Source organism: Bartonella sp. HY406, assembly GCF_025449315.1.
Classification (GTDB): Bacteria; Pseudomonadota; Alphaproteobacteria; order Rhizobiales; family Rhizobiaceae; genus HY038.
In genome coordinates, this window is record NZ_CP104893.1 from 1,138,208 (window position 1) to 1,163,258 (window position 25,051).

The following is a 25,051-nucleotide window of genomic DNA, read 5'->3' on the forward strand; positions in this document are numbered from 1 at the left end:
GTGGTTTAGATTACAAATTTCGTTTTCTTTTATAGTAAAATAAAAAAACGCTGCAGGGGATGCAGCGTTATAATTTTTAAAAAATTTAAGTTATTCAAATAGTGTCTCGCCTCATATTGTTATTATCGAGGCGAGCTAAAATGAGGTCATTTGATAAAATACTTAAGGCACATTGCAGAAATGATCTCGGCCATCATAACCACGGAAAGTACCTGTTTGTGAGTTAAATGTACGGTATTTTCGTGAACAATAATCATACCAGCCGGGCGTCCATGGATCTAATCCTCGATAAACAGGCTGTGGCTGATAAATAGGGCGCGGCTGTTGATAAACGGGCTGGGGCTGCGCTGGATAATAAGCTGGCGGCGGTGGTGGTGCTTGATAAACCACATTTGGTCGCGCTGGTTGCGATAAAGCTCCGCCGATAATTGCACCAGCAGCCAAACCGATAACACCTGCGGCAATGGCATCGCTATGGTCACGGCGCTTAGAGTGATGGCGATAAGGCGGAGGAGGCGGCGGCGGTGCATAATAGCCATCACCACCGTAGTAAGGGCCGGGACCAGGACCAGGTCCATAAGGACCACGAGCAAAGGCTTGCGACATTGGGGCTGAAGCGGACGCGATAGCTGCAAAGGATAAAATAGCCATTTTTAAAAATTTATTCATAATACACTCCATCATCTGGAAACATTGACCTTAATAATGAGGTCATTTCCAGTTTTAATTGGTTTGGAGTTTATGACTCTAACCAAGGTTTGTCTGGAAACGCTTTCATGTTCGATTATTGATGATGGCATCTGAATGGATTATGAACAATTTACTAACAATGTTGGAGGATAATCGATAAGTGTATTTTTTCTTTGCAGAAATTAGTTTAATTTATTGTATTTTATGATTATTTTTTTTCAATTTTCACATTTGTCGCAAAGTGTCACATAATGTTTCAATGCTAAATATTTGCGTGCTAAAAACAAAATTGTTTGGTTTCTAAGTATGCGGTGGTGAGCTTTATCTATCGCGAAAATGAAATAAACTATATATTAAAAATAATAAAAAACCCGGCAACCAAAAAGGAGACCGGGCCTTCATTCAATTATGGCTATAAAATTAACCGGTAACAGAAATATTTACGGCCTTAGGACCTTTGCCGCGACGATCAGGTTCAGTGTCATAGGACACTTTCTGTGCATCGTTCAAGCCGGGCAGACCTGAATCTTGAACCGCTGAAATATGAACAAAAATATCTGGACCGCCGTCATCTGGCTTAATAAATCCAAAACCTTTTTCATTATTAAAAAACTTAACTTCACCCGTCTGAGCCATAATTCTCAATTTCCTTTGTATAATATCTGGCTTTTATTAAAAAGCTTTATAACTAGACCGCCTGACTGCTGAAAAGTCAAGCAGCGTTCAAAGGCAGTTTTTGTAATATGGAAAGAGATGCTATAACGGGTTTCCATAAAACCATGACAGATTAAGCGCTTTTGGCCTAAAATGCCTCATTACTATCTTTCTATGTCCGTAAATTGCCCCGAACAAAAAAGAGATTGCGATATTACAAAGCATTTGGCAAGTGTTTTCTGGTATTCATAGGATATTCATTTACCTAGTTTTATGTTGGTTCTAATCAAGGAGCGACTCATGCGTATAATTTCACTTGTTTCAATAGTTTTTGCAACCGTTGGGGTGCTATCAGCTTGTAATTCTTCTAAAGAAGAGAGCGATACCAGTGCTAAGCCTTGCCCATTAAATTATTTACCCGTTTGTGGTGAAAAAAATGGCGAGCAAAAGGACTTTTCTAACCGCTGTATGGCGGAGGCTGCCGAGTTTAAAATTATTAAAGAAGGCACCTGTAAGCCGCAAGATCAAGTTCCTGCGGATTCAACCCCAAAGCCTCTTGAAAATAGTAGCTCAGAACAGCGGCCTTTAAAATTTGCCTGTACCCGCGAATATAAACCCGTTTGCGGCGTGAAAGATGGCAAAGCAGAAACCTTTGGCAATCGTTGCATGGCTGAAGCACAAGATTTTGTGGTAAAGTCAAACGGTCCTTGCCCTGCAAACTAAGTTCATTATAAATTTTTTCAAATAGCCAACTTTAAAAAAACTTATAAAAATAGGCATGAATGGTTTCATTCATGCCTATTATTTTTTGTTTAGATCTTATCACTCAGCGTTCAAAAATAAACCGTCCGCCAACCATTGTTTTTACAACGCGACCTTGGAAGCGGGCATTTTCAAAAGGTGTGTTTTTGGATCGTGAATGTAACTCATCCAACTTTACCACCCATGGTTCCTCAAGATCAATAATAGCAAGATCAGCTTTTGCACCTGCTTTTAATGTACCAACATCAAGACCAAACAACTGTGCCGGTTTGGTTGATAGGGCATCGATTAAACGCATCAGCGGTACTGATCCATCATGATAAAGTCTTAGCGCTGCGGCAAGTAAGGTTTCTAAACCAATTGCCCCTGGTTCAGCATCTGAAAACGGCAATCTTTTAGTATCAGCATCCTGCGGATCATGGGAAGATACAATAATATCTATAACACCATCGCGCAGGGCTTCAACCATAGCCAAGCGGTCTTCTTCATGGCGTAGTGGTGGTGAAAGACGGAAGAAAGTGCGATATTCACCAATATCATTTTCATTAAGACAAAGGTGGTTGATTGAAATACCCGCAGAAATAGTATTGCAACGGTCTTTAGCAAGTTTAACTGCGTCTGCAGACATGGCACAAGAGATTTGCGCAGCATGATAGCGTGCTTTAGTCAATTGGGCGAGGCGTAAATCACGCTCCAATGCAATGAGTTCCGCTTCGCGGACAATGCCTGAAAGACCAAGCCAGCTTGCAAGAATTCCTGAGTTCATAACCCCAGAACCAGTTAAATCGCGATCTTGTGTTTCATGAATAATTGGCACATCAAAATCACGTGCATAGGTCATGGCGCGGCGTAAAATATTGGCATTGGCAATTGTTTTCTTACCTTCGGTAAAGGCAACAGCTCCCGCTGCTTTTAATAGCCCAATCTCGGCCATTTCTGTGCCTTCCATACCCTTGGTGATCGAGCCGGTAGGGAAAACGCGTACCAATCCATTGTCGCGCGCGGTTTTTAAAATAAAGTCAACCAAAGATACGTCATCAATAACCGGTGTTGTGTCGGGCATCATGAAAAAAGAAGTAACCCCGCCAGAAGCGGCAGCAAGGCTTGCCGAGCGAATGGTTTCACGATATTCTTGCCCAGGTTCACCGACAAAAACTCGAGTGTCAACAAGGCCGGGTATAATGGTTTTACCATCAAGATCGTGGATTTCAGCACCTTCAGGCACACCTTGATTTTGTACGCTTTTGCCTATGGCAGAAATTTTACCATCTTCGATAATAATTGTGCCAGTTTCATCAATATTTTGAGATGGATCGACGACATGTGCATTCTTTAAAACATGTGTTTTCATGCTACATCTCCGCGAAATTTTAAGTTGCGTTGGTCAAGCAATGCCTCAATCACTGCCATGCGAGCGGCAACACCCATTTCCACTTGTGTCTGAATCATGCTGTGCGAGCCATCGGCAACATTGGAGGAAATTTCAACACCGCGATTCATTGGGCCTGGATGCATGACAATGCAGTCGGGCTTAGCAAGTTTTAACTTTTCGCGGTCAAGACCAAAAAAATGGAAATATTCGCGTACTGATGGAATTAATGCGCCTTGCATGCGTTCGCGTTGTAAGCGCAGCATCATGATAACATCAGCATCTTTAATGCCTGTTGCCATAGTGCGATGGACTTCAACGCTCATGTCTTCAATAGCGGTTGGTAAAAGTGTTGAAGGCGCAACAACACGCACTTTAGCCCCCAATTGATTTAGGCTAATAATGTTAGAGCGCGCTACGCGTGAATGTAAAACATCGCCGCAAATGGCTATAGTTAAGCCTTCAATTGTGCCCTTGGCACGCCTAATTGTTAATGCGTCTAGCAAGGCTTGGGTTGGGTGCTCATGGGCACCGTCACCGGCATTAATGACCGAGCAAGATACTTTTTGCGCGAGTAAAGCAACTGCGCCAGCCGATGCATGGCGCACAACTAAAACATCAGGTTGCATTGCGTTAAGGGTCATGGCTGTATCAATCAGCGTTTCGCCTTTTTTAAGCGATGAATTTGCAACCGCCATATTCATCACATCAAGCCCAAGCCGTTTACCAGCAAGTTCAAACGATGACTGGGTGCGGGTTGATGCTTCAAAAAACAGGTTGATTTGCGTGCGACCGCTTAAAATAGATTTCTTTTTGACAGCGCGGCGCGAAATTGCAACATTTTCATCAGCGCGGTCGAGTAAAATATTAAGATCTGGGCGTGAAAGCCCTTTTATGCCAAGAAAATGGCGATGGGGAAAAATCGGATGATCATTTTGATGTGTCATGGCGAGTGCCTTTTTAAAACCGTAGCCTTTTATAGAATAAGGCAATAGCAAGATGCAAATAGCTTTTTGCATTAGTTAAATAGATTTTAAACTTGATGCTAATTAATTTTGCGTAGATAGTTTAAAAACATCAAACGGCTTTTTAGTAAAAATCTATAAAAACAAAATGTTAATAAAGTAGTAAGGATCTCTAAGGTTGAGCTTTCTGAGTTTATCAAAAAAATAAAAAAATCAAAAAGACTAAGGTGTAAAAGCAAAAAACGCCCGTGATTAAAATCAGGGCGTTTTGTAAAAAATCAAACTATGGCAGAAACAGCAATAAGGTTTTGCCTGAAAGCGATTCTTTTGCGCAATGTTAGTCGAATTTATCAGTTTTTTGATGGCGTGCTTTAATGTTACGTATGGTGCCGGTATGGGAGCGCATAACAATAGTATCTGTCTCGATATAGTGGCGAGCAAATCTAACACCTGAAAGCATATTGCCATCAGTGACACCAGTTGCCGCAAACAGCACATCACCTTTGGCCATTTCGCTCATATCATAAACTTTTTTTGGATCTAAAACGCCCATTTTAGCTGCGCGCGCAATTTTTTCATCGGTATTTAATTGCAGACGTCCTTGCATTTGGCCGCCAATGCAGCGAAGTGCCGCCGCTGCTAAAACGCCTTCTGGTGCGCCGCCGATGCCAAGATAAATATCAATGCCTGTTTCATCAGGGTCTGTTGTATGAATAATGCCGGCAACGTCACCATCACCGATAAGGCGAATCGAAGCACCAGTACTGCGGATTTCTTCAATGAGTTTAGCGTGACGTGGGCGATCCATAACGCAGGCAGTAATATGCTCGATTGCGACACCTTTTGCTTTAGCTAGTGCATGGATATTATCGGTTGCGGATGCATCAATATCAACAACGCCTTTTGGATAACCAGGGCCAACGGCTATCTTTTCCATGTAAACATCTGGTGCGTAAAGAAGATTGCCTTTTTCTGCAATTGCAATAACCGCAATTGAGTTAGGTTGGTTTTTGGCACAAATTGTCGTGCCTTCTAGTGGGTCAAGTGCAATATCAACAGCCGGCCCGTGCTTGGTACCAACTTCTTCGCCAATATAAAGCATAGGGGCTTCATCGCGCTCACCCTCGCCAATCACCACAGTACCATTAATTGGCAAGCGGTTAAGCTCTTGGCGCATCGCGTCAACAGCTGCTTGGTCGGCAGCCATTTCGTCACCGCGTCCGCGTAAACGCGCAGCTGCTACCGCAGCACGCTCCGTTACGCGCACAAGCTCAAGGGTTAAAATACGATCAAGTCCATTTACATTATGGTCAGTGGAGTTAGCCATCACAAATATCCTACCGGATTTGGGTTGCACACCTTATGCCGAACCAAATCGGCAAGTCTTCGATAATGTCTTTTGTCAAAGACGAGCCGCTGACGCAAGAGGCTGACCGTTCAACTTACGTTATAATTGATTACATTTAGAAATTTAAATCGATTTTATTATGCGGGTCTTTCAATTCGGATCATTTGTGGCTTGTCAACTAGGTTGCCATCCTTAGTAATTGCTTCCAAAGCAGTACGAACAAAAGACTCGGTCGTTTCATGGGTAATAAGAATAATTGTCTTTGTTCCTGGGTGTAATTCTTCGGACATCGGGCGTTGAACAATTGATTCCAATGAAATATTGTTTTGCGCCATACGTTTTGCAACTGCTGCAAAGACACCTGTCTTATCATGGACGGAAAGACGGATAAAATAACCACCCGCATGAGAGCGCATTTTAGCTTTTTTATAGGGCGTAAGATCACGGGCAGGGGTACCAAATACCGGTCCATATTGGAAGCCCGGAGTGGATTTTGCAATATCGGTAATATCGGCAATAACAGCAGAAGCGGTTGCCGCACCGCCTGCGCCAGGACCCGATAGGATAATTTCTCCCAATAGATCCGTTTGAATGGAAACGGCATTGGTTACATTTTGAACCTGCGCAATAACCGAGGATATTGGTACCATTGTTGGGTGGACACGCTGTTCAATGCCTGATTCTGTTTTAACCGCAACGCCAAGCAATTTAATGCGATAGCCAAGTTCTTTAGCAGCATGGATATCAGCTAAGGAAATATTGCTTATACCTTCAAGGTAAATATTATTGACTGAAGTAACGCAGCCAAAAGCAAGGCGAGTTAGAAGCGATAATTTATGGGCTGTGTCATTGCCTTCAATATCAAATGTTGGATCAGCCTCAGCATAGCCTAGAGCTTGTGCATTGGCGAGGCATTGCGAAAACGAAATGCCCTCATTTTCCATTTTGGTAAGGATATAATTGCAAGTGCCATTTAATATGCCATAAACGCGGGTAATTTTATTTGCGCTTAGCGCTTCGCGCATGACTTTAATGACAGGAATACCGCCGGCAACAGCAGCTTCATAATTCAGTAAGGCGCCTTTGCTTTCAGCAATTTGCGCAAGTTCAATACCATGGCGAGCTAGCAAGGCTTTATTTGCGGTTACAACGTGATGGCCTTTTTTAAGGGCTGCTTCAACACTGTGACGGGCTGAACCTTCTTCGCCGCCCATTAGCTCGACGTAAACATCGATTTTATCGGATGCGGCAAGTTCAACCGGACTATCAAACCACTCTATTGCACTCAAATCAATGCCACGATCGCGCGTACGATTACGAGCTGATACGCCGACGACTTCAATTTTGCGGCCGCATTCGCGGCTTAATTCTTCCTGCTTTTGTTGAAGAATATTGATAACAGCACTACCGACAGTTCCTAATCCTGCAATACCGACTTTTAAAACTTCGCTCATGGTTTGACCTGTTGTAGTTAAATAGAATGTGGTTTCTAATTTTGTTTGTAACAACTTCTGCAATAAAATATCAAGCTATTGCAAAGACGTTTCAAGTTTTTATTATTTAATTATCTATAATAAAAAACGTTATTCTTCTAGCAAGTGCAAATAGCCGTTTTATATCAAATATGGTTTTATCCACCGCTTATACAGATATGCCGCGTAACGAAAATGATTAGGCCGATTATTAACCAGTAACCAACGCTCTGTCTATCATTCTATTTTATAATTGTCTTAATGATTTTTGGCCGTGCGGAGGAAAAATTTGCGCAATATAATATGATGGAGCTGTTGAATTTTATAGTTGATATCTGGTGATCTAATGAGTTTATTTATAAGTCGAAGCACTGGTATTTAAAATCGTTTTCACGGTTAGTAATAGTGCTAACCGTGAAAACATAATTTGAATTACATCACGCATCATCGCCAGAGAAAAAGCGCTTCAAGTTGCGTGCTGCTTGGCGTAAGCGATGTTCATTCTCAACCAATGCAATGCGTACATGGTCATCGCCATGTTCACCAAAGCCAACACCGGGTGAAACTGCAACATCTGCCTTTTCAATAAGTAGCTTGGAAAATTCCAGCGATCCTAAATGGGCGTATTTAGGCGGAATAGGTGCCCAAGCAAACATAGTTGCAGCTGGCGGCGGAACATCCCACCCAGCACGTGAAAAAGTTTCAACCATGGTATCGCGGCGTTTTTTGTATATGGAGCGTACTTGAGCAATATCCGAGCCATCACCATTTAATGCTGCTGTTGCCGCAACTTGAATGGGTGTGAATGCACCGTAATCGAGATAGGATTTAACTCGCGTCAAAGCACCAATCAATCGTTCATTGCCAACAGCAAAACCCATACGCCAACCCGGCATTGAAAAGGTTTTTGACATGGAGGTAAATTCAACGGTTACATCAATGGCACCTGGTATTTCTAGCACTGATGGCGGTGGATTATCATCAAAATAGATTTCCGCATAGGCAAGGTCTGATAGGAGAATCAAATCATTTTTCTTGGCAAAATCGACAACCTCTTTATAAAAATCAAGGTCAGCAACATAAGCGGTTGGATTAGATGGATAATTTAAAATAACCGCAATCGGTTTTGGGATGGAGTGTCGCACAGCGCGATCAAGCGCGCGCATAAATTCTTCACCCGGTGCTGCCGGCATAGAGCGTAAAACGCCGCCCGACATAAGAAAGCCAAAAGAGTGGATTGGATATGTGGGGTCTGGGCACAAAATTACATCGCCAGGAGCGGTGATTGCTTGCGCCATATTGGCAAAGCCTTCTTTGGATCCCAAAGTTGCAACAACCTGTGTATCTGGATTAAGCTTTACACCAAAGCGGCGCTCATAATAGGCGGCTTGCGCACGGCGTAAGCCTGGAATGCCTTTTGATGCTGAATAACGATGGGCGCGCGGATCTTGGACAGCTTCGCAAAGTTTTTGCACAATTGCCTTAGGGGTTGGCAAATCTGGATTGCCCATGCCAAGGTCAATAATATCTGCACCGGAGGCTCGCGCGGCTGCCTTTAGGCGATTTACCTGTTCAAAGACGTAAGGCGGGAGGCGACGAATTTTATGAAATTCTTCCGACATGGCAAGACCATTCTATTAGTTGATTAAAGTTAATATTTTAAAGTACGAAGGCACCATGATTATAATAATGTCGCTATGTCAACGATCAATTATCCAATCAAAAGTGTAGGGCATAATTGTGAGGCATATATGTTAAGTACATGCCTTTCGATAAATGCATTATTAGCGATATGTTTAATTTATATCAGCCTAGGAAAGCTTTTTTATTGACCGGCTTGTTCAATCTGGCGCAAGGTTTCTTCCGCAGATTTTGCGGCTGCTTGCTTTTGTCGTGCAATATCTTGCTCCGTTGGAACAGCCTCGGTGGCCGCTCGCTCAAGATTGCTTCGATCTTGAGTTAATTGGTTAGCGAGCTGATCGCGCTCAGCTTTGGTAAATTGCGCAGTTTCTCCTTGTGGCATTTGTGAAAAACGCGGAAATACACCAGTTCTATTGGCGCCTTTTTGTGGTACTGTTTCAAATTCTTTGCCGCCTGCGCATCCAGTAAGCGCGCCAACAAGCGCCATTATAATGACTGTAAAAAGAATTTTAGGGTTTTTATATTTTTCTACGGTCATTTTAAATCCATTTTTTCAAGCAGAAGGAGTAGCATTAAAGCAAAATACTAATGACATGGCTTTATTATGCTTGTACCTTTTCTATTATTGCATTTTTATCGTCAAGGCTTCAACAAAAACATAATCAAAAAGCAATAAAAAAGGTTAAATTTTATATCTTTTTAAAAAGGGATAAAAAATTTAACTAGTTCTTGGTGCTGGTTGTTGCCACGCTAACTCATTTGTAAAGAATGAACCGATTCCCTCATTTGCGGCTATTTTATTAGTAAATCAACTAATTTACAGATTAATCATCATCAATCTTTACCATTTTATGTTGTTTTTTGTTAAAATCTCGCAATAATAATTGACTGGAACACAATCGCCACAGCATTATGATAGTGTGATGTTTTGCCATGCTTTAGTTGTTAACTAATGCAGGTGAAAATTTAAAGCGCTTGGTCTATTGCCAATTAATACTAGCCTTGCTGAATTTTTATTCAACTAAGCATAATGGCGTTTTATTAATAAATTTTTATTGTTGGTTTAAATTGGTAACAAATTGGAGATTTTGTTTGAAACTGTTTTGTCACGACAAAAGTGCTTTTCCATCCATTTCACTTTTAAAAGTAGTTGGGGCACTTTTTGTTCTTTTTCCATTTGTTAGCAGCTGCACATCACTAACTGATCAATTTGCTGATACTGCCTCTATCGCTAAGACTGTTGACAGAGAAGACGCTAAAAATAACAAAAAGCGTAAATCTGGCGGCGTTAATGATGTGATCCCCGTTCCAGATGAAGATGGCGTTCAAGCAAGTTTGGGCAATCAACCAAGTTTAGAGAAGAAGGTTGCTGATGGTACGCAAGGACAGGCGGGTAATGAAGCTGATGCTTCCGATAACCAACCTAAAACTTTGTTATCGATGTTTTCCAACAAGAAAAATCGAGATGATGGTGATGCAACAGCGGTAGTAACTAGTGAACCAAGTGATTCTAAAAACAGCAATGTTTCGAAACAAGAAAAGGCGCAGGTAAAAGTCAATCCAGCTAATAGCGGGATTTCCACACAATCAAATGATAAAATTGAAAAAGAACAGCCTAAGTCGTTATTCTCGATGTTTTCCAATAAAAAGAATGATGAACAGCAGGTGAGCGATGCAAGCGATAAGAATGGTAATCTTGACAATGGAACTGCTAGTGCAACGATCAATAATAAAAATTTGGCTGTTGATAAGAGTTTGCTAGGGCGAGCCGATAGCCAAGATAAGGGCGCGCGTCTGCGATTATTTTCAGGAAATAGTGATTCTTCATTAAATGGTGGTGAAACTGGAGCTACCAATAAGCTTGCCTCAATAAAGCCTGATAGAGTTGATCGCAGCCAATATTCTGTCGAATTGCCAGGGGTGCGCCCCAATGGCGGTATTGAAATTAAGCACCGTACCAGCCTTTATGATGATACCGATATTGACGCAAATGAGGTAGAGGCATTTCCATCGATTCAAATGGCATCAGTTGGTGGCTTGGGACGGAATTTGCCAAACGGCTTACGACTTGCGCATAAAGCCGTTGACGCGCGTTGTTTAAAGCCACAATTAATTAACCTCTTAAAAACGATTGAACGAAATTATAATCGCCCAGTCTATATTACATCCGGTTATCGCAATCCAATTTATAATCGCAAGGTTAATGGTGCTAATCGCTCGCTCCATATGTCATGCGCAGCTGCTGATATTATTGTGCCTGGTGTTCACAAATACGAAATTGCTAAATTTGTACGTAGTCTGCCGGGGCGCGGCGGCGTTGGCACTTATTGTCACCAAGCGATCCATGTCGATATTGGTCCACGAAGGGACTGGAATTGGTCTTGTTCTGGAAAAAAATAGAATTATTTCAAAAAAATCTAAAATGGGGCTTGCGGATTTAAATTTTTGCGTTTATAAGCCCATTCACTGCTTGGGCGCCCATCGTCTAGCGGTTAGGACGCCGCCCTTTCACGGCGGAAACAGGGGTTCGATTCCCCTTGGGCGTACCACTTTACTTTTGAGGTTTAGCAGTAAATCCTTAGCTGATTTGCATTTTTGAATATAGTTTATTGCATTTTAAATATTTTAAGCTTTTAATTCAGGTCATTTATTTCTTCTTTGTTCATGACCCTAAAGGACAAGTCCAAATCAGTCTCATATAATTGCTCTTTTTGACCATATATCATATTAATAAAATGTAGAATGACGGGAAAATAAATACAGAAGGCAGTTTTTCAAATGTGCCATTTGGTTAAATTGGTTTATTCAGCTTGTTTTATAACTCTATTTTTTCTCAGTCAGTCTTTTGCTGATGAAACCGTTGCCAAAAAAATAATTAGCCACATTAGCGAAGACATAGAATGCAATTCTAATTCGCGCGATAAAATATTTGCTGTCGGCGAAGTAAATACAAAATCATATTTTGGGGGTGTAAATGGCGATGGCGCTCCGTTTGAAAAAAGCTGCATATGTCATTAACGAAGATAAAATTATGATATATTCGGCTTATAAAGATTATTATTGCGTTGGTTTTATGAAAGATTATAATTTTATAAAATTTATTATGGTTTGATTGCGAAAGAAAATATTATATTCGATAATTATATAGCAGATTTAAGTAAGTATATTGGAAAATGGGAGTATAATGATGGATCTTTATTTAAATTTTTTGAATTAAAAGAAATGAATAATAAATTATTTATAGATATGGACGTGAATATTGTTGATATTATTGCACAGTTTTATACCAATAGTGGATATATTAATTTTGACCTAAACACTTAAAAATTTAAAGCTGGGGTAATTGAGCAAGGTAGTGATCAGCTTACTAATTGTTCTTACCGTTTTTATTAATATCATGATTATTTGGTGGTTGTCGATTATAACCAAAAAAGTAATAAATGCGTTACAACTACAGCTTTTAATATGTCTGGAGTTTATAAGGTAAGCTATAATAATAATTAGTGTTGGCAGCAATTTAAAGTGTCGGGTTAAATCATTTCATTGCATATTTTTTGAAACCGAGAATTTTCGTTTTTCATTTTCTTTTTGCATTAATGGCTGCTTTTCCTTTTAGCAAAAATGTTTTAACTGTTATTGATAGTTTTTAGCAGTCAGATTTAAGGATTGGCCTTTATGCTTTTTGATGAATTGTCAGCAATTCCAGCTTTGTGGATCATCGCCGCAGCTATTCTGGGTTATTTATTGGGTTCAATTCCTTTTGGTCTTCTTTTTACCAAGGCTGCAGGTCTAGGAGATGTTCGCAATATTGGTTCAGGTAATATTGGTGCGACCAATGTGCTACGTACCGGAAATAAAAAACTAGCAGCCGCTACGCTTTTGTGTGACGCTTTAAAAGGAGCTGTTGCAGCTATTTTGTTTAATGTGCTTTTTCCTGGATCAGGGTTGATTGCAGGTTTTTTTGCTTTCTTGGGGCATCTTTACCCAGTTTGGCTACGGTTTAAGGGGGGGAAAGGCGTTGCTACCTATATTGGTGTGGTTTTTGCAATTTTTTGGCAAGGTGGATTTATCTTTCTTGGCGTGTGGCTAATTACTGCATTTATAACACGTTATTCCTCGCTTTCTGCACTTGTTGCGATTATCGTTGTGCCGCTCGCCGGCTATTTTCTTACCTCTCCACTTATAACCGCAATATTAGTCTTGATGGGGCTTTTGATTATTGTTAAACATAAAGGTAATATTAGTCGGCTAATGTCTGGAAATGAGAGTAAAATAGGCGCGAAAGGGAAATAAAAGGGGATTGTGATTAAAACGCGGGGGATAAAATTAAGTGAAAAGCAAAGGCTTTCATGGTTACAGCTTATTCGTAGTGAAAATGTTGGGCCTCAAACCTTTCGTCAGTTGATTGAGCGCTTTGGTTCAGCAGAGCAGGCTTTGTTAGCTTTGCCAGATTTGGTGGCGCATGGGGGTGGGCGCAAGATTCGCATTGCAAAGGCAAGCGATGCAGAGCGTGAGCTTGATTTTGCCCAGCGTAATAATATCCATTTTATCGGCATTGGTGAGCCAGACTATCCCCCTTTATTGCGCGCTATTGATAATCCGCCACCACTAATATCTGCTAAGGGTAATTTAAAGTTATTGCAAAAAACGGCTATTGGCATAGTTGGTTCGCGTAACGCTTCTGCTGCGGGGCAAAAATTAGCAAGCCAGTTTGCTGCAAGCTTAGGGGAAGCTGGACTTATTAGCCTATCGGGTTTTGCACGCGGTATTGATGGGGCAGCCCATCAGTCTAGCCTAAATACTGGAACGATTGCTGTTATGGCAGGGGGGGTTGATCATATTTATCCGCCTGAACATGGTGACCTTTATCAGCATGTATTAAAAAGGGGCAGTCTTGTTATAAGTGAAATGCCGATTGGCTGGCAGCCAAGGGCGCAAGATTTTCCACGCCGAAATCGATTAATTGCAGGTATTGGTTTAGGATTGTTGGTCGTTGAGGCCGCAAAGCGTTCTGGTTCATTAATTACAGCACGATTAGCTGCTGATTATGGGCGCTTGGTTTTTGCAATACCTGGTTCGCCACTTGATCCACGCGCAGTTGGCACTAATGGTTTGATTAAAGAGGGCGCCAGTCTTGTTGATTGTGCAAAGGATATTATTGAAAGCCTTACACCTCTTTGCCCTGAAATGACATTATTTGATAAGATGCTGCCGTTTGAACTTACAGAAGCTATCGATCAGCATTTGCTTGAAGTTAATGATACTTCCATGGGAAACATTATATCAATGACAAGTCCGCAAATATCCCAGAGCTTTTCTCTTAATAATTTAAATCACTGTGACCTTAATAATAGCAATTTGGATGATGACCTTAGCAAAAAGGAGAGGCAAGTTCTTTTGGGGCATTTATCAGTAACACCGATTGATATGGAGACTTTGGCTCTGTATTGTGATTTGTCTTTGCCAAAGGTTTATCTTGCCATTTTGGAGCTTGACCTTGCAGGCAAGGTGCTGCGTCATTCGGGAGGTTTGGTGTCACTGGCGCCAGATTTTTGATTTAACATCTCATTGTAATTTTGAAATTTCAGTAAACTTTCTTTCTCTACAACTTCAAGCAAGAAAAAAAGCAGTGGCTCGTTAACCTTAGCTGCCATTAATTTTAGCGAAAGTGCCATTTCATATATATAGTTAATTGTGCCGAGTTTATCAATTTCGTTAGCCGATTTAATGTTTTGATTCTCTTGGTCGGTCATGTAACCTCGGCTCTCTTAGTCGTTTATCTAATGCGATGGTTTGCCTAACACAATAATTTATCACATTAAATTTGACTTATTATATTTGGCGATTTGTGTTTCATTGCATAATTGAATGAATGATTAAAAATATCTGTATGATAAGATATTTCAAGGGTAAGCCAATACTAGTGCGATATTTTTGCCAAAAAACATCTTATTTATGGTTAATTTTAAATCAGGACTTGACGTTATCTCATTGACTGTTCATTTGAATGCTGAGATTTTTTTTCGCGATTATTGAATTTTGATGCGATTTAACACAAGGGATGACTTATTTAACCAATAGGTTCGTTCCAAAATGGGAATTGAAGATGAAAGTAGTTGTTGTCGAATCACCAGCAAAAGCAAAAACAATTAATAAATATCTGGGAAGCGACTATAAGGTATTTGCCTCATTTGGTCATGTGCGTGATCTGCCAGCCAAAGATGGTTCTGTTTTGCCTGATGAAGATTTTGCCATGAAATGGGATACAGACAGCGCATCGGCAAAGCGCTTGTCTGAAATTGCTAAAGCGGTCAAGGATGCTGACCAATTGATACTCGCAACCGATCCGGATCGTGAAGGGGAGGCAATTTCGTGGCATGTGCTTGATGTGCTAAACGCGAAGCGCGTTTTAAAAGACAAGCCAGTAAGCCGCGTTGTTTTTAATGCTATCACTAAAAGCTCCGTGCTTGACGCTATGGCGCATCCTCGCCAAATTGATGATGCGTTGGTAAATGCTTATCTTGCTCGTCGCGCATTAGATTATCTATTTGGCTTTAATTTGTCGCCAGTATTATGGCGCAAATTGCCGGGTGCGCGCTCTGCAGGGCGTGTACAGTCGGTAGCGCTGCGTTTGATTTGCGATCGTGAGGCAGAAATTGAGCGGTTTATTCGTGAAGAATACTGGACGATTGCAGCTGAACTTAATACGCCGCGTCAGGAAAAATTTATTGCACGTCTTACCGATTTTGAAGGTAAGAAGCTTGGCAAGCTTGATATTAAGAATGGCGAGCAGGCAGAAAAAATTCGCAAAATGTTAGTTGGTGCGAGTTTCAAAATTGAAACGGTGGAAGCAAAGCCAACAAAGCGCAATCCTGGTCCTCCTTTTACAACTTCTACTTTGCAGCAAGCTGCGTCATCGCGCTTAAGCTTTTCGGCGTCACGCACTATGCAAGTTGCACAGCGCCTTTATGAAGGTATTGATCTTGGCGGGGAAACAACTGGTCTCATAACCTATATGCGTACTGATGGTGTGCAAATGGCGCCAGAAGGTATTGATGGTGCGCGTAAATCGATTGCTAAAACTTTCGGCAATAATTATGTGCCGGAAAAGCCACGCTTTTATTCAGCAAAAGCTAAAAATGCGCAAGAGGCGCATGAGGCGATTAGACCAACTGATTTTTCACGCACGCCGCAATCCATGAAGGCATTTTTGGATGCCGACCAATATCGCCTTTATGATCTTATTTGGAAGCGTGCAATAGCCAGTCAAATGTTACCGGCCGATATTGAACGAACTACGGTTGATATAGCTGCAAGAAATGGCGAGTCTATTGCCGATCTACGTGCAACGGGTTCGGTTATTCGTTTTGATGGCTTTTTGGCAGCCTATATGGATGTTCGTGAGGAAGATGCAGGAGATGATGAGGGTAGCGCACGTTTGCCATTCATGGAAAAGAATGAGGTGCTCACCCAATCTCGCATTGACGCTGACCAGCATAGCACCGAGCCGCCGCCACGCTATTCAGAAGCAAGCTTGATTAAAAAGCTTGAAGAATTAGGCATTGGAAGGCCGTCCACCTATGCGTCCACTCTTGCGACATTGCAGGACCGTGATTACATCAATATCGATAAGCGCAAGCTTATTCCTGAAGCCAAGGGACGGGTGGTTACTGCTTTCCTTGAAAACTTTTTCAACCGCTATGTTGAATATGACTTTACTGCTAGCCTTGAAGACAAGCTTGATCTTATTTCAGATGGTAAGTTGGTTTGGAAAGATGTCTTGCGCGATTTTTGGCAACAATTCTCGTCTTCGATTACCGATATTGCTGATTTGCGAGTAACCGCTGTTCTTGATGTTTTGAATGAGGTACTTGCACCAATCGCTTTCCCTGCGCGTGAAGATGGATCAGATCCGCGCTCTTGCCCATTATGTAAGCAAGGGCAGTTATCGTTAAAACTTGGTCGCTATGGTGCATTTGTTGGTTGCTCTAACTATCCTGAATGTAAATTTACGCGTCAGCTTGGTAGTGAGGGTGAAGGTGATGGTAAAGCACTAGGTGATGAACCTGCAGTGTTAGGGCAGGATCCTGAAACTGGCGAGGATATCACTTTGCGCACTGGCCGTTTTGGTCCTTATGTACAACGTGGTGATGGTAAGGATGCTAAACGTGCCGGCTTACCAAAAGGTTGGCAAATGGCCGATATCGATTTTGAAAAGGCACAAGCTCTGTTGGCTTTGCCGCGTGATATTGGTTTGCATCCTGAAACTGGCACGATGATTACAGCAAGCATTGGGCGCTACGGCCCTTATATTGCCAATGATGGAAAATATGCTAACCTAGAAAATGCTGATGAAGTGTTTAGCATTGGTATTAACCGTGCAGTGAGCGTGCTTGCTGACAAGGCTAATAAAAGCGGTGGTCGTGCAAGCGCTGCAAGTGCAAAACCTATAGCTAATTTAGGTGCGCATCCTGATGGTGGCGAAATTACCGTGCGTGATGGGCGTTATGGCCCCTATGTTAATTGGGGTAAAATAAATGCTACCATAACTAAGGGTATGGATCCTGCAAGCTTAACGCTTGAAGAAGCAATTGCCTTGCTAGCTGCAAAGGCAGCTAAAACGCCTACAAAAAAAGCTGCAGCCAAAAAAGCGCCAGCTAAAAAGGCCGCAACTAAAAAAACGGCAGCCAAAAAAGCAGTAACAAAGAAGGTGGCGGGTGAGAATAGCGATGAAAAGCCCAAAGCTGCTAAAAAAGCCGCTCCTAAAAAAGCTGCTGTGACGAAAAAGACTGCAGCCCCTAAAAAGGCCAGTGTAAAGAAAGCAGAGTAATCTTGGCTAAAAAACCAAAGAAAAGCAACAGCAAATCTAGTCCTAATAAGGCAATGGTTCATCTACCAAGCCGCGAAGATGTGGTGCAATTTATTTCTGATAATCCAGGAAGTAACGGTAAGCGTGAAATTGCCAAAGCCTTTGGTTTAAAAAGCGAAGGCCGCATTTGGCTGAAAAATCTTTTACGCAGTTTGGCTGATGATGGGGTTATTGAAAAGCGGCGTAAAACTATTCATTCTAAGGGTAGTTTACCGCCGGTTGTAGTGCTGGATATTTTTGGTCGCGATAAAGATGGTTCATTACTTGGTCGACCTGTCGATTGGCATGATGATGAGCCGCCGATTGTTTTATTGCGCGCCGGTAAAGTCGCCGGTGGTCCTGCTATTGGTGTTGGTGATCGTATCACGGCTAAAGTTTTTCCATCTAAAGAAAAAGGCCCTGCCTATACAGGGCGCCTTATTCGTAAAGTGGACAAGAAAAATAATACTGTTCTTGGTGTGTTGCGCGAGATAAAAGGCGAATGGCGGTTGGAGCCGGTTGATCGCAAGCAAGATCCTGTTCTTATTGATCCGCAATCATTAGAAAATGCCAAGGAAAATGATCTTGTTGAAGTGACACTTGGTCGTGATAGCCGCTATGGTTTAAAACGTGGCATGGTGCGGCAAGTGGTGGGTAGTATTGAAAGTGAAAAAGCACTTTCAATGATTGCAATCTACGCTCATTCCATACCGCATATTTTTCCTGAAGAGGTTTTGCAGGAATCTGAAAATGTTAAGCCAGTAGTCATAGCTGATTGTAAAGATGGAGCAAGGCGTGAAGATTGGCGCGATATTCCATTTGTAACGATTGATCCCCATGACGCTAAAGATCACGATGATGCAGTTTATGCTGAGCCAGACAGCAATGAGGCCAATGCACATGGTCACATTGTTATGGTAGCTATTGCTGATGTTTCTGCTTATATCCGTCCTAATTCGGCAATGGATAGGGAAGCATTAAAACGCGGTAATTCCGTTTATTTTCCTGATCGCGTTGTGCCTATGCTGCCAGAGAGGATTTCTAATAATCTTTGCTCGCTGCGTGAGGGTGAAGAGCGCCCAGCTATGGGCGTGCGTATGGTCTATAATAAGGATGGTCACAAGCTAAGCCACAGTTTCCATCGGGTAATGATTCGCTCCCATGCAAAGTTAAGCTATCAACAAGCGCAAAAAGCAATTGACGGGGTGTTGGATGAAAAAACCGCACCGATTGTTGACACAATCTTGAAGCCGCTTTGGAAGGCCTATGATAGCCTTAAAAAAGCGCGTGACAAGCGTGAGCCTTTGGACCTTGATTTACCTGAAAAGAAGCTGCTTCTTGATGAAGAGGGGCGCGTTAAAGATGTTTATATTCCATTGCGTCTTGATGCGCATCGCTTAATTGAAGAATGTATGATTGCTGCCAATGTCGCAGCTGCAGAAACCTTGAAAAGCAAAGGTCAATCATTAATTTTCCGAATTCATGACCAGCCATCGCTTGCTAAGCAAGAAACCTTGCGTGAATTTTTGGCAACAATTGGCTTACCGCTTGCCCGCGGTGCTGACCTTACGCCATCTAAGTTTAATGCCATTTTGAGTAAAGTAAAGGGCAGCGAACAGCAGGACTTGGTAAATCAGGTCGTCTTGCGTTCGCAAGCTCAAGCTGAATATAGTCCAGATAATATTGGTCATTTTGGTTTAACGCTGCATAATTATGCGCATTTTACCTCACCTATTCGCCGCTACGCGGATTTAATTGTGCATCGCGCGCTTATCAAGGCGTTAAAGCTAGGCAATGATGGTTTGACTGATCGTGAGGAAGAGCAGCTTGGCGAAATCTCAGCGCAAATTTCGCAAACAGAACGCCGTGCTATGGCAGCAGAACGTGAAACAACCGACCGCTTAATAGCGCATTATCTTGCCGATAAAATAAATGCTGAATTTTCAGGCCGTATCACCGGTGTGACTAAGGCAGGTTTATTTGTCCAGCTTGATCCTTATGGTGCTGATGGCTTTATACCAATATCAACGCTTGGCGCTGAATATTACCTTTATGATGAAGCCCGTCATGCTTTGGTTGGAGAGCGCAGCCAAAAAGGTTTCCAAATGGGGGATGTTATATCTGTGCGTTTAGTTGAAGCCTTGCCGGTTGCTGGTGCTTTACGCTTTGAGATGTTGAGCAAACCGCAAGAATTACCATTCTCAATGCTTTCTCACCATAAAACAGGCAAAAGAAACCGTAACATGGCGCAAAAGCCGCAACGGGGCCGCCGTAGGTGATAAAAATGCTTTTCGGCTTCTGTTCCAATTATAACAAGAAAAGCTCATCGTCTTATTGGTTAAAATCTCGATATTGAATATTTCATCATAAATATTTAAAAAGCCGCAACAATATTACATTGTTGCGGCTTTTTTTAAATTATTTTAGCAATTTCAGAAAGATTTTTGTTTAAAATATAGCATAAATAACTAGAGCTTTTTTTGAAATTAAATAGCTCTAGCTAATATAACCACAGGCATTCATGGTCAAACTGCGCTCATTTAGTGGATGCCATGGCCTTGCAAATAGCCTTTTTTGCGAGCATCAGGCATGAGCAGTGCGGCGATAAATGCAACGACCATCATGATTGTTACATAAATATAGAAATAGTTTTCATGTCCAAGTTGTTTCATTCCAAGTGCAACGGTTTCAGCCGAACCACCAAAAATTGCATTTGCAATCGCATAAGACAGACCAACCCCCAACGCCCGAGCTGAAGCGGGGAACATTTCAGCTTTAACAATACCACTAATAGAGGTGTATAGGCTAGTAATGGCGAGCATGACCACAATGGTAAAAAATACGACATAGGGCGATGTTGCGCTGCCAATGATTTTTAGCGCGGGAATTGTGCAGATGATCGATAATACCGTCCAAATAAGCAGTGATTTTCTGGTACCGATACGATCTGCAAGCATACCGAAAAATGGTTGTATTATCATGAAAACAAAAAGAGCTGCAGTCATCAAAGTTGTTGCAGCATGTTTCTCAAAACCTGCAGTTGTTACTAAGAATTTTTGCATATAGGTAGTGTAGGTATAAAAAGTTAAAGAACCACCCGCAGTAAAACCAAGTACCAATAAAAATGCTTTGCCATGATTGCGCAACAAAGCGACAATGCTACCTGCTTCTTTACTTTTGCGTGTTTCCTCTGTTGAAGTTTCATGAAGGTTTGAACGCAAGTAAAGCGCCACAATTGCTGCTAAACCACCAATGAAAAATGGAACGCGCCAACCCCAGCTTTTCAAAGCCTCATCATTCAGATAACTAGCAAGAATAAACACCACCAGTGAGGCCAATAATTGACCACCAATGAGAGTTACATATTGGAATGAGCTGAAAAATCCGCGACGACCTTTAAGTGCTACTTCACTCATATAAGTTGCCGTCGTACCATATTCGCCGCCAACGGAAAGTCCCTGTAACATACGCAAAAGCAAAAGAAAAATTGGTGCTAATATGCCAATTGTTTCATAAGTCGGCAAAAGCGCAATTAAAAATGAACCGGCGCACATCATCAAAACGGAAATAAGCAATGAGCGTTTGCGCCCATATTTATCGGCGATGCGACCAAATAACCAGCCACCAATGGGGCGCATAAGAAAGCCAACAAAGAAAACGCCTGCTGCCTTCAATAGCTCTTGGGTTGTGTCGCCGTTTGATGGAAAAAATAACGCAGCAAAATAAATTGATGTGAATGCATATACGTAAAAATCATACCATTCAACTAGGTTGCCAGAGGCGCTCGATACAATTGCATAAATTCTTTTACGTGTATCATGCGGGTCTGGCTGATGTGAATCAGCTTCATGTGAGTGCATATCTGTGTCCTCCTAAGAATTATTCTATATTTTTATTATTGATCGCCTGCCATATTGCAATAATAGAATAGCCATATTTGCGCCATATTTAACAATATTTGCGAAATAAATCATTATCAACATGCTAAAGTACAAATATAAGTTATAAGCTTATAACATTTTTCCCGGGTTCATAATGCCATTTGGATCAAAGGCTGATTTAATTTTTCGCATTAAATCGATGGCGACTGGGGATTTAAAGGCAATAAGTTCTTCTCTTTTGAGTTGGCCAATACCATGTTCTGCAGAAAAGGCACCACCATAGCGCATAACAAGCGTGTGAACATGATGATTAACATCAGCCCATTTGGACAAAAATTCTTGCCGATCCATGTCAATTGGTTGAGTGATATTATAGTGAAGATTGCCATCACCCATATGGCCAAAGCAGACGATGCGAGCCGCAGGAATAAGGCTTTCAACCAATTCGCCCGCTTCAGCAATAAAATCTGGAATTGAAGCTACAGGAACGGAGATGTCATGCTTAATCGAGCCACCTTGTTTTTTTTGAGCCGGTGACATCTCTTCACGCATAGTCCAGAATTCGTTCTCTTGTGTTTTATTGCTAGCAATAACCGCATCTAGAATAATATTTTTTTCAAAGGTTTCACTTAAAATATCTTCAATGAATTGGCGTGCTTCACTATCTGAGTGGGGAGAGGAAATATCAATCAATACATACCAAGGGTAGGGCGCAGAGAATGGATCGCGACTTTTAGCGTTGTAATCAACCGTAAATTCTAGTCCTATGCGCGGCATTAATTCAAATCCCGTAAGCATAGTACTCGCCTTATCATGGGCAATAGTAAAAAGCTTAAGCGCTTCAAAAGGCGATTTTACGCCAACATATGCTACAGCTTTGCCGCGTGGCTTTGGATATAGTTTTAGCACTGCCGCTGTAATAATACCTAGCGTACCTTCGGCTCCAATAAAAAGATCTTTTAAATCATATCCGCTATTATCTTTTTTAACTTGGCGTAAATCATCCAATATGCGGCCATCAGGCAATACAACTTCAACACCAAGACATAATTCCCGGCTATTGCCATAGGATAGCACGGCAGTACCACCAGCATTCGACGACAGGTTGCCGCCAATTTGGCATGAACCTTCAGAACCAAGTGAAAGCGGAAAAAGTCGATTGGCCTCATCGGCGGCTTCTTGTAGATTTTTTAAAATAACGCCAGCTTCTGCCAATATAAGATTACCCTCCACATCTAAGGAGCGAATTTTATTGAGCCGCGCTAATGAAATAATGATTTGGTTGCCACTTGTATCAGGCTGTTGGGCGCCGACGAGACCAGTATTGCCTCCTTGCGGAACAATGGCGGTTTTTGTTCCATTGGCCAGCTGCATTAGTTTTGAGACTTCTTGAGTAGATTGCGGGCGTAATAAAAGCGGCGTCTTGCCGTGATAAAGCCCACGCTGCTCAATTAAATAAGAGCTTAAAATATCGGGATCCGTAATTGCGTTATTACTACCAACAATAGCAACAAAGCGCTCGATTAAATCTGGTGTCATGTTTTACCTCTTAAATCAAAAAAGTTGCTAATATTGGCATAGGTGCCAGCGTTTAAAGTAGTCATGGTAAAGCTATATGAAAAGCGTTGCCTTTAACAGTAATTAAAAATCTTAAAAAAGATTTTTCATTCACTCCTAACCAGTTTCGCCCTTAGACGTGCATTCAGCATTTATGTGAAAAAGACTAAAAGGTTAAAACATCCATTGAGAATTATTCGCTATACGAAAAGTCAGGTAGATTTGGCTTTTTACAAGGCTTAGCCAAGTTATCTAGAATATCCAACTGTTTTAAATTTCGATACAACTTGTAACTCATGGATTGTTGTGGATGCTATTTCTAGTAAGGGCGTTTATAAATGAAGTTAATAAAATCAAAAAAGCCGCCCAGTGGGCGGCTTTTTATTTTGAAAAATAAACTTAATTAAGTTTTGTTTTAACTTGCTCTAGCGAATTATGAAACAATTTATCTGATTTATTGCTGTCTAGTTCTTCGCTAATTATTTTTCCGGCAGCTGCGATTGCAATATCAACAGCTTTGGAACGTACTGCAGCAATTGCATCGGCTTCAGCAAGAGAAATTTTTTGCTCGGCCAAACGATTGCGGCGCTCTACATATTCTTCGGTCTTGCGACGTGCATCTTCTGTTAGTGCAACTGCTTCGCGTTGCGCAACTGCAATAATGTCAGCGGCTTCCTTTTCCGCTTCAGAACGCTTGCGTTGATATTCAGCTAAAAGCTGTTGTGCATCTTCACGTAAGCGGCGAGCATCTTCCAATTCTTCAGATATGCGTAACGAGCGTGCATCTAAGGCTTTGCCAATCCAACTTGGAACTTTTAAATAGGCTAAAATCGCCAAAAATAGTACAAGCGCAATAAGAGCCCAAAAAGTATCGGTCATTATGTTCTCCTCTTATTCGCTTACTGATTTAACGGCTTTAGTTAAAGAATCAGCAGTTGCCTCGCTGCCAATAAAATCTTGAACAATTTGTTTCGCTGTATCAGCTGCTATTTGGCCAACATCTTGCATTGCACGGTCTTTAATATCACCAATGCGCTTTTCTGCAGCAGCTAATTTTTCTTCTAATTCAGCTTCTACGGTTTTACGTTCCCGTTCAGCCTTTGCTTTTGCCTCATCATTCGCAGCTTGTGCAATAACAAGGCCTCTTGCGCGTGCTTCCGAAAGCTCTTTTTCATAAGCGCTAACAGCAGCATCTGCATCTTGTTTCATACGGGCGGCTTGATCTAGATCAGATGCGATACGATCGCGTCTATTTTCAATGACAGAACCGATGCGTGGAACAGCAATTCTTGCAATAAAAATATAAAAAAGACCAAAACAAATGATCAACCAAAAAAGATGGGATGCAAAATAGGTCGAATCAAAGGGAGGGAAACTGCTGCCACCATGCCCAGCTGAGGCATGCTCTGCGGTGGATTCAACGCCTTGTGCAAAAGCTGAGGACACGAACATCCAATTCATCCTTCATAGAAGCAATAAACCTTAATCGGTTTATCGAAGTGTAATCTGATATAATCTGGAATTATAGCTTGAAAGATGTGCCCGAGTTAAAGGGCACATCTTTAAAATGTGATTATGCGAACAGAAGGATAAGAGCAACGAGCAATGAGAAAATGCCCAAAGCTTCTGTCACAGCAAAACCAAATACAAGACGGCCGAACTGGCTGTCAGCAGCTGATGGGTTGCGCAATGCGCCTGAAAGATAGCTACCGAAAATGTTGCCAAGACCAAGAGCTGTTCCTGCCATACCAAAACAGGCTAGACCGGCGCCGATGTATTTTGCTGCTTCCGCTTCCATAAAATTCTCCTTTGAATAAAGCGCTTTTGATGGTTTATGCGCATATTGGAATGTGGCGGTGGACCG

Annotated in this window: 20 protein-coding genes and 1 tRNA gene; 7 read left to right on the forward strand and 14 right to left on the reverse strand. The window is 41.7% G+C overall.

Annotated elements, in window-relative coordinates:
• Positions 1-162: 162 nt before the first annotated feature.
• Both N6B01_RS04785 and N6B01_RS04790 read right to left on the reverse strand, forming a co-directional pair.
• Positions 163-669 (reverse strand): BA14K family protein, encoded by a 507-nt coding sequence (locus tag N6B01_RS04785; RefSeq protein WP_262080169.1) that lies wholly within the window; start codon positions 667-669, stop codon positions 163-165.
• 441 nt (positions 670-1,110) lie between these two features.
• Positions 1,111-1,326, reverse strand: a complete 216-nt coding sequence (locus N6B01_RS04790; protein WP_182419167.1) for a cold-shock protein — start codon at positions 1,324-1,326, stop codon at positions 1,111-1,113.
• A gap of 318 nt (positions 1,327-1,644) precedes the next feature.
• Here N6B01_RS04790 and N6B01_RS04795 point away from each other — a divergent pair, with 318 nt between their 5' ends.
• Complete coding sequence (locus tag N6B01_RS04795; protein WP_262080170.1) at positions 1,645-2,067, forward strand: Kazal-type serine protease inhibitor family protein; 423 nt, start codon at positions 1,645-1,647, stop codon at positions 2,065-2,067.
• 103 nt (positions 2,068-2,170) lie between these two features.
• Here the strand turns inward: N6B01_RS04795 and N6B01_RS04800 are convergent, their stop codons facing one another.
• From N6B01_RS04800 to N6B01_RS04825, 6 genes are all read right to left on the reverse strand, one after another.
• A complete protein-coding gene (locus N6B01_RS04800; RefSeq protein ID WP_262080172.1) occupies positions 2,171-3,457 on the reverse strand; it encodes a dihydroorotase in 1,287 nt (428 codons plus the stop codon).
• Positions 3,454-4,422, reverse strand: coding sequence for an aspartate carbamoyltransferase catalytic subunit (locus tag N6B01_RS04805; RefSeq protein WP_262080174.1), 969 nt, complete (start codon positions 4,420-4,422; stop codon positions 3,454-3,456). The genes N6B01_RS04800 and N6B01_RS04805 overlap by 4 nt, the downstream gene beginning before the upstream one ends.
• A gap of 355 nt (positions 4,423-4,777) precedes the next feature.
• The gene (gene glpX / locus N6B01_RS04810; protein WP_182419171.1) at positions 4,778-5,767 is read right to left on the reverse strand and encodes a class II fructose-bisphosphatase; all 990 of its coding nucleotides are present in this window, start codon (positions 5,765-5,767) and stop codon (positions 4,778-4,780) included.
• A 158-nt stretch (positions 5,768-5,925) separates the two neighbouring features.
• The gene (locus N6B01_RS04815) at positions 5,926-7,242 is read right to left on the reverse strand and encodes a homoserine dehydrogenase (protein ID WP_182419172.1); all 1,317 of its coding nucleotides are present in this window, start codon (positions 7,240-7,242) and stop codon (positions 5,926-5,928) included.
• A gap of 455 nt (positions 7,243-7,697) precedes the next feature.
• Complete coding sequence (locus tag N6B01_RS04820) at positions 7,698-8,882, reverse strand: LL-diaminopimelate aminotransferase (RefSeq protein ID WP_182419173.1); 1,185 nt, start codon at positions 8,880-8,882, stop codon at positions 7,698-7,700.
• A 203-nt stretch (positions 8,883-9,085) separates the two neighbouring features.
• On the reverse strand, positions 9,086-9,439 hold the full coding sequence (locus tag N6B01_RS04825; RefSeq protein WP_182419174.1) for a hypothetical protein: 354 nt from the start codon (positions 9,437-9,439) through the stop codon (positions 9,086-9,088).
• Between the two features lie 554 nt (positions 9,440-9,993).
• Between N6B01_RS04825 and N6B01_RS04830 the strand changes: the two genes are divergently transcribed.
• The 4 genes from N6B01_RS04830 (at position 9,994) to dprA (ending at position 14,457) form a co-directional block, all read left to right on the forward strand.
• Positions 9,994-11,301: a YcbK family protein gene (locus tag N6B01_RS04830; protein ID WP_262080175.1), complete on the forward strand. Its 1,308-nt coding sequence runs from the start codon at positions 9,994-9,996 to the stop codon at positions 11,299-11,301.
• A 74-nt stretch (positions 11,302-11,375) separates the two neighbouring features.
• Positions 11,376-11,450, forward strand: a tRNA-Glu gene (locus N6B01_RS04835).
• A 1,126-nt stretch (positions 11,451-12,576) separates the two neighbouring features.
• A complete protein-coding gene (plsY, locus tag N6B01_RS04840) occupies positions 12,577-13,194 on the forward strand; it encodes a glycerol-3-phosphate 1-O-acyltransferase PlsY (RefSeq protein ID WP_262080176.1) in 618 nt (205 codons plus the stop codon).
• A 6-nt stretch (positions 13,195-13,200) separates the two neighbouring features.
• Entirely contained in the window at positions 13,201-14,457 is a 1,257-nt protein-coding gene (gene dprA, locus N6B01_RS04845; protein ID WP_262080579.1) for a DNA-processing protein DprA, read from the forward strand.
• Here the strand turns inward: dprA and N6B01_RS04850 are convergent.
• A complete protein-coding gene (locus tag N6B01_RS04850) occupies positions 14,418-14,654 on the reverse strand; it encodes a hypothetical protein (RefSeq protein WP_262080177.1) in 237 nt (78 codons plus the stop codon). The two genes, dprA and N6B01_RS04850, sit on opposite strands and share 40 nt — an antisense overlap.
• A 353-nt stretch (positions 14,655-15,007) precedes the next feature.
• Here N6B01_RS04850 and topA point away from each other — a divergent pair, with 353 nt between their 5' ends.
• Together topA and rnr are read left to right on the forward strand one after the other, a co-directional pair.
• Positions 15,008-17,731 (forward strand): type I DNA topoisomerase, encoded by a 2,724-nt coding sequence (gene topA / locus N6B01_RS04855; protein ID WP_262080178.1) that lies wholly within the window; start codon positions 15,008-15,010, stop codon positions 17,729-17,731.
• Between the two features lie 53 nt (positions 17,732-17,784).
• A complete protein-coding gene (rnr, locus tag N6B01_RS04860; protein ID WP_262080580.1) occupies positions 17,785-20,028 on the forward strand; it encodes a ribonuclease R in 2,244 nt (747 codons plus the stop codon).
• Positions 20,029-20,289: 261 nt separating this feature from the next.
• Here rnr and N6B01_RS04865 read toward each other — a convergent pair whose 3' ends face one another.
• The 5 genes from N6B01_RS04865 to N6B01_RS04885 all read right to left on the reverse strand — a co-directional run bounded on the left by N6B01_RS04865 (position 20,290) and on the right by N6B01_RS04885 (position 24,985).
• The gene (locus N6B01_RS04865; RefSeq protein WP_262080180.1) at positions 20,290-21,609 is read right to left on the reverse strand and encodes an MFS family transporter; all 1,320 of its coding nucleotides are present in this window, start codon (positions 21,607-21,609) and stop codon (positions 20,290-20,292) included.
• Positions 21,610-21,759: 150 nt separating this feature from the next.
• On the reverse strand, positions 21,760-23,169 hold the full coding sequence (locus N6B01_RS04870; protein ID WP_262080181.1) for an FAD-binding oxidoreductase: 1,410 nt from the start codon (positions 23,167-23,169) through the stop codon (positions 21,760-21,762).
• A 417-nt stretch (positions 23,170-23,586) separates the two neighbouring features.
• The gene (locus tag N6B01_RS04875; protein WP_182419180.1) at positions 23,587-24,066 is read right to left on the reverse strand and encodes a F0F1 ATP synthase subunit B; all 480 of its coding nucleotides are present in this window, start codon (positions 24,064-24,066) and stop codon (positions 23,587-23,589) included.
• 12 nt (positions 24,067-24,078) lie between these two features.
• A complete protein-coding gene (locus N6B01_RS04880; protein ID WP_182419181.1) occupies positions 24,079-24,639 on the reverse strand; it encodes a F0F1 ATP synthase subunit B in 561 nt (186 codons plus the stop codon).
• A 121-nt stretch (positions 24,640-24,760) separates the two neighbouring features.
• A complete protein-coding gene (locus N6B01_RS04885; protein WP_182419182.1) occupies positions 24,761-24,985 on the reverse strand; it encodes a F0F1 ATP synthase subunit C in 225 nt (74 codons plus the stop codon).
• Between the last annotated feature and the right edge of the window lie 66 nt (positions 24,986-25,051).

Coding starts and splice junctions, on each gene's coding strand:
- N6B01_RS04785 (WP_262080169.1), bottom strand. CDS start 669: ATGAATAAATTTTTAAAAATGGCTATTTTATCCTTTGCAGCTATCGCG.
- N6B01_RS04790 (WP_182419167.1), bottom strand. CDS start 1,326: ATGGCTCAGACGGGTGAAGTTAAGTTTTTTAATAATGAAAAAGGTTTT.
- N6B01_RS04795 (WP_262080170.1), top strand. CDS start 1,645: ATGCGTATAATTTCACTTGTTTCAATAGTTTTTGCAACCGTTGGGGTG.
- N6B01_RS04800 (WP_262080172.1), bottom strand. CDS start 3,457: ATGAAAACACATGTTTTAAAGAATGCACATGTCGTCGATCCATCTCAA.
- N6B01_RS04805 (WP_262080174.1), bottom strand. CDS start 4,422: ATGACACATCAAAATGATCATCCGATTTTTCCCCATCGCCATTTTCTT.
- glpX (WP_182419171.1), bottom strand. CDS start 5,767: ATGGCTAACTCCACTGACCATAATGTAAATGGACTTGATCGTATTTTA.
- N6B01_RS04815 (WP_182419172.1), bottom strand. CDS start 7,242: ATGAGCGAAGTTTTAAAAGTCGGTATTGCAGGATTAGGAACTGTCGGT.
- N6B01_RS04820 (WP_182419173.1), bottom strand. CDS start 8,882: ATGTCGGAAGAATTTCATAAAATTCGTCGCCTCCCGCCTTACGTCTTT.
- N6B01_RS04825 (WP_182419174.1), bottom strand. CDS start 9,439: ATGACCGTAGAAAAATATAAAAACCCTAAAATTCTTTTTACAGTCATT.
- plsY (WP_262080176.1), top strand. CDS start 12,577: ATGCTTTTTGATGAATTGTCAGCAATTCCAGCTTTGTGGATCATCGCC.
- N6B01_RS04850 (WP_262080177.1), bottom strand. CDS start 14,654: ATGACCGACCAAGAGAATCAAAACATTAAATCGGCTAACGAAATTGAT.
- topA (WP_262080178.1), top strand. CDS start 15,008: ATGAAAGTAGTTGTTGTCGAATCACCAGCAAAAGCAAAAACAATTAAT.
- rnr (WP_262080580.1), top strand. CDS start 17,785: ATGGTTCATCTACCAAGCCGCGAAGATGTGGTGCAATTTATTTCTGAT.
- N6B01_RS04865 (WP_262080180.1), bottom strand. CDS start 21,609: ATGCACTCACATGAAGCTGATTCACATCAGCCAGACCCGCATGATACA.
- N6B01_RS04870 (WP_262080181.1), bottom strand. CDS start 23,169: ATGACACCAGATTTAATCGAGCGCTTTGTTGCTATTGTTGGTAGTAAT.
- N6B01_RS04875 (WP_182419180.1), bottom strand. CDS start 24,066: ATGACCGATACTTTTTGGGCTCTTATTGCGCTTGTACTATTTTTGGCG.
- N6B01_RS04880 (WP_182419181.1), bottom strand. CDS start 24,639: ATGTTCGTGTCCTCAGCTTTTGCACAAGGCGTTGAATCCACCGCAGAG.
- N6B01_RS04885 (WP_182419182.1), bottom strand. CDS start 24,985: ATGGAAGCGGAAGCAGCAAAATACATCGGCGCCGGTCTAGCCTGTTTT.